Source organism: Eikenella sp. HMSC061C02, from assembly GCF_001809035.1.
GTDB classification, from domain to species: Bacteria; Pseudomonadota; Gammaproteobacteria; order Burkholderiales; family Neisseriaceae; genus Eikenella; species Eikenella corrodens.
The window spans coordinates 36038-46842 of record NZ_KV795563.1; the positions used below are offsets into that span (position 1 = coordinate 36038).

Annotated in this window: 13 protein-coding genes; 7 read left to right on the top strand and 6 right to left on the bottom strand. The window is 57.5% G+C overall.

Going from position 1 to position 10805, the window contains the following annotated elements:
* Window positions 1-19: 19 nt before the first annotated feature.
* Both HMPREF2541_RS08485 and HMPREF2541_RS08490 read left to right on the top strand, forming a co-directional pair.
* A complete protein-coding gene (locus HMPREF2541_RS08485; protein WP_003824023.1) occupies window positions 20-328 on the top strand; it encodes a hypothetical protein in 309 nt (102 codons plus the stop codon).
* A gap of 34 nt (window positions 329-362) precedes the next feature.
* Entirely contained in the window at window positions 363-1307 is a 945-nt protein-coding gene (locus tag HMPREF2541_RS08490) for a class I SAM-dependent methyltransferase (RefSeq protein WP_003824022.1), read from the top strand.
* A 268-nt stretch (window positions 1308-1575) separates the two neighbouring features.
* Here HMPREF2541_RS08490 and cyaY read toward each other — a convergent pair whose 3' ends face one another.
* Window positions 1576-1899, bottom strand: coding sequence for an iron donor protein CyaY (gene cyaY / locus HMPREF2541_RS08495; protein WP_035580968.1), 324 nt, complete (start codon window positions 1897-1899; stop codon window positions 1576-1578).
* Window positions 1900-1975: 76 nt separating this feature from the next.
* On the opposite strand from cyaY, the gene HMPREF2541_RS08500 reads away from it, so the two are divergent.
* Window positions 1976-2167 (top strand): LPS translocon maturation chaperone LptM, encoded by a 192-nt coding sequence (locus HMPREF2541_RS08500; protein WP_003824020.1) that lies wholly within the window; start codon window positions 1976-1978, stop codon window positions 2165-2167.
* Between the two features lie 210 nt (window positions 2168-2377).
* Here HMPREF2541_RS08500 and HMPREF2541_RS08505 read toward each other — a convergent pair whose 3' ends face one another.
* Entirely contained in the window at window positions 2378-3019 is a 642-nt protein-coding gene (locus HMPREF2541_RS08505; protein ID WP_070543101.1) for a hypothetical protein, read from the bottom strand.
* Between the two features lie 68 nt (window positions 3020-3087).
* A complete protein-coding gene (locus tag HMPREF2541_RS08510; protein ID WP_070543102.1) occupies window positions 3088-4329 on the bottom strand; it encodes a multifunctional CCA addition/repair protein in 1242 nt (413 codons plus the stop codon).
* Window positions 4330-4500: 171 nt separating this feature from the next.
* On the opposite strand from HMPREF2541_RS08510, the gene HMPREF2541_RS08515 reads away from it, so the two are divergent.
* Window positions 4501-5130, top strand: coding sequence for an FG-GAP repeat domain-containing protein (locus HMPREF2541_RS08515; protein WP_070543104.1), 630 nt, complete (start codon window positions 4501-4503; stop codon window positions 5128-5130).
* A 55-nt stretch (window positions 5131-5185) separates the two neighbouring features.
* Here the strand turns inward: HMPREF2541_RS08515 and HMPREF2541_RS08520 are convergent, their stop codons facing one another.
* A complete protein-coding gene (locus tag HMPREF2541_RS08520; protein WP_023887313.1) occupies window positions 5186-5782 on the bottom strand; it encodes a phosphatase PAP2 family protein in 597 nt (198 codons plus the stop codon).
* 80 nt (window positions 5783-5862) lie between these two features.
* Here HMPREF2541_RS08520 and gloB point away from each other — a divergent pair, with 80 nt between their 5' ends.
* Window positions 5863-6615, top strand: coding sequence for a hydroxyacylglutathione hydrolase (gene gloB / locus HMPREF2541_RS08525; protein WP_070543106.1), 753 nt, complete (start codon window positions 5863-5865; stop codon window positions 6613-6615).
* Window positions 6616-6699: 84 nt separating this feature from the next.
* Here gloB and HMPREF2541_RS08530 read toward each other — a convergent pair whose 3' ends face one another.
* Window positions 6700-7635 (bottom strand): dihydroorotate oxidase, encoded by a 936-nt coding sequence (locus tag HMPREF2541_RS08530; RefSeq protein WP_070543109.1) that lies wholly within the window; start codon window positions 7633-7635, stop codon window positions 6700-6702.
* Between the two features lie 214 nt (window positions 7636-7849).
* A complete protein-coding gene (gene hslO / locus HMPREF2541_RS08535) occupies window positions 7850-8737 on the bottom strand; it encodes an Hsp33 family molecular chaperone HslO (protein WP_023887316.1) in 888 nt (295 codons plus the stop codon).
* Window positions 8738-8858: 121 nt separating this feature from the next.
* Between hslO and rfaD the strand changes: the two genes are divergently transcribed.
* On the top strand, window positions 8859-9857 hold the full coding sequence (rfaD, locus tag HMPREF2541_RS08540) for an ADP-glyceromanno-heptose 6-epimerase (RefSeq protein WP_003824009.1): 999 nt from the start codon (window positions 8859-8861) through the stop codon (window positions 9855-9857).
* 201 nt (window positions 9858-10058) lie between these two features.
* Window positions 10059-10724, top strand: coding sequence for a response regulator (locus HMPREF2541_RS08545; protein ID WP_023887318.1), 666 nt, complete (start codon window positions 10059-10061; stop codon window positions 10722-10724).
* Window positions 10725-10805 lie beyond the last annotated feature (81 nt).

The following is a 10805-nucleotide window of genomic DNA, read 5'->3' on the forward strand; positions in this document are numbered from 1 at the left end:
AGTACGGCAAAACGGGCTCATGCAGCAAAGAAAACGAGGGCAACCGCTGGAGGTTACGCAAAAGATTGTCGCAAGCAAAGCGCTTGGAGTGGCATCGGCGACAACCTGCGAAGCAGAGAAGGATTGCACGCAAAATGCGGCAAACAGACGCAGCTGTAAAACTGCGGGGGCTGAAGACGATGGCTTCGAACAAAAAAGAGGCGGCATCTTAGGCGTTTGCTTGGAATCGGTCAAGCAAAATCTTTGGATTTACACCTATCTACCGAAAAGGCTACCTGAAAGCCACAGTTGCCCGTTTGGAGCGACGGGGCAATTAACCGTAAAATAGCCGTATTCCTTTTCCACTTTTCAGGTAGCCTCACATGAGCGAAATCACCGCCTTTGCCAACCGGCTGGGTAAAAACGCCAAACACCTCATCAAATGGGTGCGCCGGCAAAACATCGAAGCCTGGCGGCTCTACGACCGCGACATCCCGCAATACCCCTTCGCCATCGACATCTACGGCAACCACATCCACCTGCAGGAATACGACACCGGCTGGATCATGCAGCATGCCGAATACGAAGCCTGGCTGGCCGAAGTGGTGGAAGCCGTGCAATTCATCACCGGCTTTCCCGCCGAACACATCCACCTCAAACAGCGCAGCCGCCAGCGCGGCAGCAGCCAATACGAAAAAACCGGCCGCAGCGGCGAAGATTTTATCGTGCACGAAAACGGCCGCGCCTTCTGGGTAAACCTCGACAAATACCTCGACACCGGCCTCTTCCTCGACCACCGCAACACCCGCGCCCTCGTAGGCAGCGAAGCCCAAGGCAAACGCTTCCTCAACCTCTTCTCCTACACCGGCAGCTTCAGCGTATATGCCGCCACCGGCGGCGCCGTTAGCAGCGAAACCGTCGATTTGTCCAACACCTATCTCGATTGGGCGCGGCGCAACTTCGAGCTTAACCGCATCAACCCCGAGCAGCACCGCATCATCCGCGCCGACGTCTTCCAATACCTGCAAACCGCCGCCGCCGAAGGCAAACGCTTCGACCTCATCGTGATGGACCCGCCCAGCTTTTCCAACAGCAAAAAGATGCTCGACATCCTCGACATCCAGCGCGACCACCCCCGCCTCATCCGCGAAGCCATGCAGCTGCTCGAACCAGGTGGAACGCTTTATTTCTCCAACAACCTACGCAGCTTCGAGCTCGAACCCGCCGTGGCCGAACGCCATGCCGTGGCCGAAATCAGCCGCCAATCCGTGCCCGAAGACTTCCGCAACCGCAAAATCCACCGCTGCTGGACAATCAAACACCGCTAAAGCAAAGGCTACCTGAAAACATCCAAACCGTTTTCAGGTAGCCTTTTCATTTCCATTAAAGCCAAATGCTTCATCCATCATTTGTCTACACCATTTTCAGGTAGCCTCTTTTCACGCATGCAAGGCCAGCTGCAAAATAAAAAACAGAATCCAATAGCAAGCCCCTTGGCAACGAACCAGACAAACTAAAGGCTACCTGAAACGCGGCACGGCCATGGTTTCAGGTAGCCTTTCATCTATTCGCAACAGCTGCGGCATCCGGCCCAAACTACAGCGGCTCAATCTCTACCGTTTCGCCCGCCGCCGCGCCCAGCACTTCGTTCAGCATGGCGAAAAAGCCGCTGCCGTCGCGGGTAGAGCGCCATTCGCCCTCGCGCAGGGCGAAGTGGTAACCGCCGCTTTTGGCGGCAATCCACAGCTCTTGGTTCGGAGTGTGGCGGTTTACGATAATCTGCGTGCCGTTGTCGGCCTCGATGGTGAGCACATTGCCGTTGTGTTCGCAATCGAAATCGGCGCCGCACTGGTCGAGCTGGTCTTCGATGTGGGCAAACAACTGGTCGGAATAGCGCAAAAATTCGGTTTCGTTCATGATGGTTTGTGCACGGCGGCTTTTTTGTTTAAGATGCGCCATCTTGCCACAGCCGCCTGTTTCAGGCAATTTCGAGTTGATGATGATGCGAACCCTGCTCCCCGCCCTTGCCGCCGCCCTGCTTTTAAGCGCCTGCGGCTATAAAGGCGACCTCTACCTGCCCAAAGAAAGCGACCGCGCCCGCTTCGCCCCCGTGCAAACCGGCCTGCAATTCAGCCCCATCGCGCCGATGCCCGATGTGCAGCCGCAGCCGCTGCCTGCCGACAAATAACAGCAAAATGCTTCGGCCATACTTTTTCAGGTAGCCTCTTTCCAGCCGGAGGCTACCTGAAAATATATAGTGGATTAACAAAAATCAGGACAAGGCGGCCGAGCCGCAGACAGTACAGATAGTACGGCAAGGCGAGGCAACGCTGTACTGGTTTTTGTTAATTCACTATAACTACGGCGCTATTGCCTATCCCGCCGCTCCAGCCCGGTTTCACTTCTTCGGCGGCAGGATGCTGCCGGTTTCGGCGGCGCGTTCTTTCCAGATGGGCAGCCACTGGGCTACGCGATCTCGACGTTCCTCGTTAATGGGGCGAACCGTTGGGAAATCACCATTAATAAAATGTTCTACATATTCAAAATCTAATACAACTGCCCGTGCAATACAATCACCCAGCCCTTCGTAACTATACATACTACGTGGCTCAGGAAATTCGCCATAGATAGGGTAGTTAGTCAAGAATTCTTTTTCATCCGGATTGCTAAAATAACGTTCGACCAAATCCAAACCGCGTTCGAAAAAATCACGGATATAGGCTTCAGCATCAGGTAAAGTATGCACCAATTTCTGATAAATCATGGCATGATTGTGTGCATCAGGGCTAAGAATAGCCATTCCAGTAGTCCATTTTGGCATATGTATGCCCTGAAAACTCTCTCTAACAACCTTAGCAACAGATTTATTAAAAACAAGTACATATGGCATGGCTGATAGATGCAGCACCCAACCCGGATCAATCCAAATCTCTGAATGTTTCAACGTTTTATTTTTAAAAACACTCGCCTTATATTCCCAGCCGGGATACTCCCCCGCCAAGCGAACGCAAAATTCTTTCACATCTGATTTGTTCAACATACTTTCCCTTTCCGTTTTATCCCGTTTGTCTGACCGCGTATTTCCCGCTGTGCCGATGCCTGCGCTTTTCAGGTAGCCTTCCCTTGCTCCCGCCGATACGCCTCCTGCAAGGGTTTAATCCGCGCCAACCTATCGGCGGCGATGGCTTCGGCGATGCGTTGCGGTTGCTCGGCGTGGGCGGCGGCGATGGCGGCGGTGTCGGTTTGTTGCGCGGCGGCGAGCAGGGCGAGCCAGTGTTCGCGCTGCGGGTAGGCGGCGTGTTCGAAGCCGAGGCGGCCTTGCGCGTCGGCGCGGCATACGTTGAGCATGGCGGAGAAGCGTTCGGGGCGGCGGTAGGCATCGGTTTGCTGCAAAATTTTGGCGGCGGTTTGCGGGCGCAATTCGGCCGCCTTATGCAGCCGCCCGTGCCAGCGGCACACTTGCACGGCCAAGTCGGCGCAGGCTTTGGGCACTTTCCAGCGCTGATTAACCGCCTGCACCAGCGGTACGCCGGCTTCCTCGTGGCCGTGGTGTGCGGGCAGGATTTCGGGCGCGGTGGCGGCTTTGCCTAAATCGTGCAGCAGCGCGGCGTAGCGTTCGGGCAGGCTCAGGCCGGCATCGGCGGCGCTTTGAAGGGTGAGCAGGGTGTGGATGCCGCAGTCGATTTCGGGGTGGTAGTCTGCGCGCTGCGGCACGCCGAACAGGGCTTCCACTTCGAGCAGCAGCACGGCGAGCGCGCCGCATTGGCGCAGCACTTCAATCATGCGCACCGGCCGCGCCTCCATCAGCCCTCGCGCAAACTCCTGCCACACGCGCTCGGCCACCAGCGCATCGGCTTCGCCGTTTTGCACCATATCCGCCATCAGGCGCAGGGTTTCGGGGGCTACCTGAAAACCGTAGCGGGCGGCAAACCGCGCGGTGCGCAAAATCCGCACCGGGTCTTCGGCGAAGGCGGGGGAAACGTGGCGCAATATGCCCGCGGCCAAATCAGCCTGCCCGCCGAAGGGGTCGATAATCTGCCCGGCCGCATCCTGCGCCATAGCATTGATGGTGAGGTCGCGCCGTTGCAGGTCTTGCTCCAGGGTAACGTCCGGCTCGGCGTGGAAAGTGAAGCCGGCATAGCCGCGCCCGGTTTTGCGTTCGGTACGCGCCAGGGCGTATTCCTCATGCGTTTCGGGGTGCAGGAACACCGGAAAATCCTTGCCCACCGGCTGATAGCCCGCCGCGAGCATGGCCGGCGCATCGGCGCCCACCACCACCCAATCGCGGTCTTTCACTTCCCGCCCCAACAAGGCATCGCGCACCGCGCCGCCCACCAGATAAATCTCCATCTGCCCTTTTCCTGTTTGCAGTTCGTCCAAACCGAATCATGCCCGATTTGCCCCGTTTTGCCAAAACCACTGGTTAAGGCTACCTGAAAGCATATCCACCTACATCAAGCCAGCTGCCTGTTTTTGCTGCTACAATCCACGCCAACCCTTTCCCCAGCATTGGAAATCGCCATGAAACCCACCCTACTACTCCTGCTTACCGCCCTGCCCTTCACCGCCCACGCCCGCAGTCTAACGGTAGATGCAACCAACCTGCCTCCCGGCTGGCAGGCCGAAGTGCAAAGCGACAGCTGCGACAGAGATGGTTTGATTTGCATGGGCCCAGCCAAAATCACCCTGCGCCACGGCAGCTTCTCGCAAAGCTTCCGCAGCGAACAACTCGCTTTCCACAACAATGGATTGTGGCCAAGTGATGTGCAAATGGGCGACTTCAACTTCGACGGCAAACCCGACCTGGCCATCCGCAACGGCAATGGCGGTTCCTACGGCAGCCCCAGCTACGATATCTACGTGCAAACCCAATCCGGCCGCTTCATTAAAAGCCGTGAGCTCACCGAGCTCGCCTCCGCCTACATGGGCCTGTTCCGAATAGACCCTGCCCGCCGCACCCTGAGCACCGAATCCCGCGACGGCTGCTGCTTCCATATCGAAGAAACCTGGCAGATTATCCCCGGCCGTGCGCCACGTAAAATCGCCATCACCACACGGGATAGCCGGCAAGGCAACGGCGCCTACACCGAAGTCATCACCAGACGGCTGGTGAACGGCCGCTGGCGGCAAAGCGTGCGCCGCGAACGCTGATACCCAGCTGCCCTGCCGTAAAAAAGGCTACCTGAATATTCAGGTAGCCTCCCGTTTATCCCAACATCAGCCAGCCATACAGCTTAAACACCAGCCAGCCCAAAAACGCGCCGGCGGGCAAATCCATCAGATAATGCTGCTTGGTAAACATACAGGAAAGCGCAATCAGTACCGGAAAGGCAAATGCCACCGCGCCCATGCTCGGATAGGCATACATGGCCGTGAGCATCGCCACCGAAACGTGCATACTCGGGAAGCAGTTGGTGGATTGGTCGAACTTCTGCACAAACAGCAAAAACTTCTCCGAAGCCGTTTTGCCCGTGTTCACACTGCGCCAGTGCGGCGGCGTAGACACCGGCCACAGCCAGAAAAACATCATTTGCACAAACAGCAAAATCAAAAAGCTAAACGCCGTCATCACAAACTGGCGCGAATCCGCCATCAGCCAGTTTAAATACAAAATCGCCGGATAATACAAAAAGCTATACACCCACGACCACCAAGCCACAAACGGAATCTTCTCATCCAGCGGCGAATGCAGCACCTGCGCCGGCCGCAGCGGGTGGCGCTGGGTGAAAAAATAAAACTGATACGCCCCCACAATCAAAATCCCGCTCAACACCAAATTCACTACATAATCCACAGCAGTCATCTGCCGCTCCCCTTATCGTGTAAAATGTTGTGAAGGCTAGCAACCGACCATCTTTTTGTCAATTTATTAACATCGCCACCATGCTTAAAATCACGCCTATTCCCGCCCTTGCCGACAACTACATCTGGCTGCTCCAACAAGGCAACGAAGCCATCTGCATCGACCCCGGCGACGCCGCCCCCGTAGCAGGCTACCTGAAAGCCCACGGCTTGGTGCTGTGCCAAATCTGGATTACCCACCACCACGCCGACCACACCGCCGGCCTGCCCGAGCTCATCCGCCAGTTCCCCGACTGCCGCGTTTACGCCAACCACGACATCCCACAGGCCACCCACACCGTAGGCGAAGGCAGCCGCTGGCCGCTCTGGCAAAGCCAAGTGGAAGTTTGGCACACCCCCGGCCACACCCAAACCCACCTCAGCTACCTGCTGCAAGCGGACGAGCCAGCCAGGCTCTTCTGCGGCGACACCCTCTTTTCCGCCGGCTGCGGCCGCGTTTTCGACGGCACCCCCGCCCAACTCTTCGCCTCCCTGCAACGCATCAACAGGCTACCTGAAAATACCCTGCTCTACCCCGCCCACGAATACACCGCCGCCAACCTGCGTTTCGCTGCACACATCGAGCCGCACAACCCCGAAATCGCCCACAGCCTGGCCGCCGCCGTGCACACGCCTACCCTGCCCGTATCCCTCGCCCACGAGCGGCAAATCAACCCCTTCCTGCGCACCGCCGATTTTCAGGTAGCCTCCCGCACCGCCGAACTCAGCAACCAAAGCCTGCACAGCGAAGAACAAGTCTTCACCGCCCTGCGTGAATTGAAAAACCATTTTTAAAACCTGCGGCAGCTTGGTTGCGGAGATAAAAAGGCTACCTGAAATTTTTCAGGTAGCCTTTATTATTGGATACGCCGATTGCGGTTAGTCCAAATATTTCAATTTGCCGCGGAAATCGTTCAGCGTTTCATAGCCTTTTTCAGCCATGATGGCTTTCAACTCTTCGGTGATGCGGGTGAAGACGGGCACGCCTTCTTTATGCAGGGTGGTGCCCACTTGCACCATGCTGGCACCGCACAGGATGTGTTCGAAAGCATCGCGGCCGGTGAGCACGCCGCCGGTGCCGATGATTTGAATGGAAGGGTTGAGCCGCTGGTAGAAGGCGTGCACATTGGCCAGCGCCGTGGGTTTGATGTATTCGCCGCCGATGCCGCCGAAGCCGTTTTTGGGGCGGATGATCACGGTTTCGTCTTCCACATACAGGCCGTTGCCGATTGAATTAACGCAGTTCACAAATTTGAGCGGGAATTTGTTGAAGATGGCGGCGGCTTGGTCGAAGTGGACGATATCGAAATAGGGCGGCAGCTTGATGCCCAGCGGTTTGCTGAAATAGGCAAAGGCATCGCCGAGGATTTTTTCCGTGGTTTCAAAATCGTAGGCAATCTGCGGCTTGCCCGGCACATTGGGACAGGAAAGGTTGAGCTCGGTGAGGCCACTAAAGCCGCTCTCCTCCACTTTGCGCAGGAGGGAGTGGGTTTCGCTGGGCGACATGCCCACCAAGGAGAGGAAGAAGGTGCGGTTCGGCTCGCGGTTTTGCAGGTCGAGCAGGTAGTCGAGGTAGTAATCGATGCCGTGGTTGGGCAGGCCCATGGAGTTGATGCTGCCCAGCGGCACGTTGCGATAGCGCGGCTCGGGGTTGCCGGCGCGCGGCTCGAGGGTGGCGGTTTTGGTTACGAAGCTGCCGGCGGCGGAGGTTTTCACTTCTTCCAATTCGGCAATGCTCATGCAAGCCACGCCGGCGGCGTTCATGAGGCAGTTGTCAAACGAGAAACCGGCAATCTGGGTTTGGGTGCTGGGCATGGGAGCTCCTTGATTGATGGTTGAACGGCGGCATTGTACACCGAACAGGAACATGCCGCTTGCGACAGAGCAAATGAACGCAGCGGACCACCCTACAGATTTTCAGGTAGCCTGCAACGACACAGGCTACCTGAAACATATTCAACAAAAGGCTACCTGAAAACCGAGCAACAGTTTTCAGGTAGCCTTTTTATACAATTAAGACAATGCGGCCTTATTGCAGTTGCTGCCCGGTCATGGCTTCGATTTCCATGCCGAACAGGGCTTGCACGTCGGTGTCGTCGAACACGTATTTTTCGCCGCAGAAGTCGCAGTCGATGGCGATGCTGCCTTGTTCGGCCACGATATTGCCCACTTCCTGCCCACCCAGAAGCAGCAGCATATCGCTCACTTTGCCGCGCGAGCAGGTGCAGGCGAATTCGATTTGTTCGGGCTCGAACACGCGCGGCGGGGTTTCGTGGAATAGGCGGTAGAGCAGGTGTTGGGCGTCGAGCTCGATCAATTCCTGCGGGGTAACGGTGTCGGCTAGGGTGGTGTAGTGCGTCCAGGCGTCGGCGTCGATTTGCTGTTCGGGCAGCCTTTGCAGCAGCAGGCCGCCGGCGGCGTGTTCGGAGGCGGCGAGACTGATGTGGGTGTCGAGCTGCTCGGAGCGGCGCATATAGGCGCTGAGCATTTCGGCGATGTTGCTGCCTTCGAGCGGTACGATGCCTTGCCAGGGTTCGCCTTCGTTGGGCTGGAGGGTGATGCCGAATACGGCGTTTTCGCCGAGCAGCTCAATCAGGCTGCGGCCGTCGTCTAAGTTGGCTTGTTCGTTCCAACGGGCGGTGGCGCGGCAGCTGTGGTTGGAGTCAGTTTCGGCCACGAGCATTTTGAGGTCGCCCTGCCCTTGGATTTGCAATATGAGCTTGCCGGGCAGCTTGAGGTTGCTGGAAAGCAGGACGCCGGCGGCCAGCAGCTCGCCCAGTGCGCTGCGGATGGCGGCGGGGTAGGGTTTGCGCTGTACGATGTGCTGCCACACGCTTTGCAGCTGCACATGCAGGCCGCGCACGGGCTGGTCGTCAAAAATAAAGCGGGTGCGCAGATTGGCGGATTGGGTGGTCATGATACTGTCCTTGTTGTTATCTTGTATTGGGCTGCTATATGGTTTCCAAGAGCGGATATTCAAGTTTCAGGTAGCCTGAAATCGGTTAAAATACCCGCCAACCCGTTATCAGGAAAAGCTCATGACCATCATCGTTACCGGCGCCGCCGGCTTTATCGGCAGCAACATCGTGCACGCGCTCAACCGGCGCGGCATCACCGACATCATCGCGGTGGACAACCTCAGCCGCGCCGACAAATTCCGCAATCTGGTGCAGGCCGATATTGCGCACTATCTGGACAAACACGAATTCATCCGCCAAGTGCGCGCCCACCAAATCAACGGCGGCGACATCGAAGCCATCTTCCACCAAGGCGCCTGCTCCGACACCATGAACCACGACGGCGTGTACATGATGGACAACAACTACCAATACACGCTCGACCTGCTCGACTGGTGCCAAGACGACCGTATCCGCCTGATCCACGCCTCCTCCGCTGCCGTATATGGCAAAGGCCAAACCTTCCGCGAACAGCGCGAATTGGAAGCCCCGCTCAATGTGTACGGCTATTCCAAATTCCTGTTCGACCAAGTATTGCGCCGCCGCATGGCACGGCTGCACAATCAAGTGGTTGCCCTGCGCTATTTCAACGTATACGGCCGCCGCGAGCAGCACAAAGGCCGCATGGCCTCCGTGGCCTACCACCACTTCCACGAATACCGCGAGCACGGCCGCGTCACCCTGTTCGGCAGTTACGACGGCTACCCCGCCGGCGCGCAAAGCCGCGACTTCATCTGCGTGGAAGACGTAGTCAAAGTAAACCTCTTCTTCTACGACCATCCCGAAGTATCCGGCATTTTCAACTGCGGCACCGGCCGCAGCCAGCCCTTCAACGACCTGGCCGCCGCCACCGTCAACGCCTGCCGCGCCCGCGAAGGCAAGCCCGAACTGCCGCTGGAAGAACTGGTGGCACAAGGTTTGATTGTGTATAGCGACTTCCCCGACGCGCTCAAAGGCAAATACCAAAGCTTCACCCAAGCCGACATCAGTGCCCTGCGCGCCGCTGGCTATACCGAAGAATTCGACGACGTGGCCACCGGTGTGCGCCGCTATGTGGATTGGTTGGCCGATCAGGATTAAGCGCCACACCGTAGCATTCTGATTTCAATCTACTATACTTAGTTGCAATTTATGTTTTCAGGTAGCCTTCCAACATGGAGGCTACCTGAAAACATAGCAGCACAAAGTTGCTGCCCAGCCCAAACCTTTCCGCCCTAATTTCCCCCTAATTCACGCCTGCTATACTGCCACCATCCCCCTCCCACCCCAAGCCAAACCGCCATGCGCATCCTCCTCATCGAAGACGACACCATGATTGCCGACGCCGTAGCCGGCAGCCTCAAAGACAGCGGCTACGCCGTAGATTGGATCAACAACGGCCGCACCGCCGTTACCGCCTTCGGCAGCCAAAGCTACGACCTCATCCTGCTCGACCTCGGCCTGCCCGGCCAAGACGGCCTCGACGTATTGCAACAGCTGCGCGGCAGCGGCAACCCCACCCCCGTACTCATTCTCACCGCCCGCGACGACCTACACAGCCGCCTCTCCGGCCTCGACGGCGGCGCCGACGACTACCTCGTCAAACCCTTCGACATGGCCGAATTGCAAGCCCGCATCCGAGCCGTCCTGCGACGCCAACACCAACGCACTAGCCTCCTGCTTAGCAACGGCGTCCTCACCCTCAACCCCGCCACCCACCACGTGGAAATAGCCGACCAAAGCGAGCCTATCGCGCTGAGCAACAAAGAATTCGCCATCCTCGAAGCCCTGCTCCAACGCCCCGGCACCATCCTTTCCCGCAGCAACCTCGAAGACAAAATCTACAGCTGGGGCGAAGAAGTGGAAAGCAACGCCATCGACTACCTCATCCACGCCCTGCGCAAAAAAATCGGCAAAGAACACATTAAAAACATCCGCGGCGTCGGCTGGATGGTGCCCAAAGGATAAAACGCCAACCGAACCACCCCGCCACTGCTTCGGTTAGCATTGCCTCGCCACTATAGTGGATTAAATTTAAATCAGGACAAG